Here is a 628-nt window from a genome sequence, read left to right on the forward strand (position 1 = left end):
TGTTGCGTTGATGTTCGTCTGGCCTCCGGAACCGAGCGTCTTCTGATGACCGGCCAAATTCGGTCATCAGCAACATCAGGTTTATACAAGGGAGAACCAGAAGCATGACCAATCTTTCCACGTTCGGCCGCCTTCTTGGCAGCACCATTATTGCGACCACCCTTTTGGGTGCAACTGCTGCCAAAGCAGCCGATAGCGATGCCTGCAAAACCGTGACTTTCTCTGATGTGGGCTGGACCGACATCACTGCAACCACGGCGACCGCATCCGTGATCCTTGAATCACTTGGCTATACCGCGGAAACCGAATTGCTGTCGGTACCGGTCACCTACACGAGCCTTGCCAATGGCGACGTTGACGTCTTCCTCGGCAACTGGATGCCGACCATGGCAGCCGATATTCAGCCCTACCTTGATAAAGGCACCGTCGTATCAACCGGCGCAAACCTTGAAGGTGCAAAATACACCCTTGCTGTGAGCCAGAACGCCTTTGATGCGGGTCTTAAGGACTTTGCCGACATTGCAAAGTTCAAGGATCAGCTTGATGGCGAGATTTATGGCATCGAGCCGGGCAATGACGGTAACCGTCTTATCCAGGACATGATCGACAGCAACCAGTTCGGTCTGGG

1 protein-coding gene is annotated in these 628 nt (G+C 53.8%); it reads left to right on the forward strand.

Annotated features, from left to right (window positions below; translation table 11 throughout):
• Positions 1-104: 104 nt before the first annotated feature.
• Positions 105-628 (forward strand): glycine betaine ABC transporter substrate-binding protein (locus tag B3Z49_RS13490; RefSeq protein ID WP_296991754.1); only part of this gene is annotated, 524 nt, incomplete at its 3' end.

The organism is Thalassospira sp. UBA1131, from assembly GCF_002311515.1.
In the GTDB taxonomy this organism is placed as follows: Bacteria; Pseudomonadota; Alphaproteobacteria; order Rhodospirillales; family Thalassospiraceae; genus Thalassospira.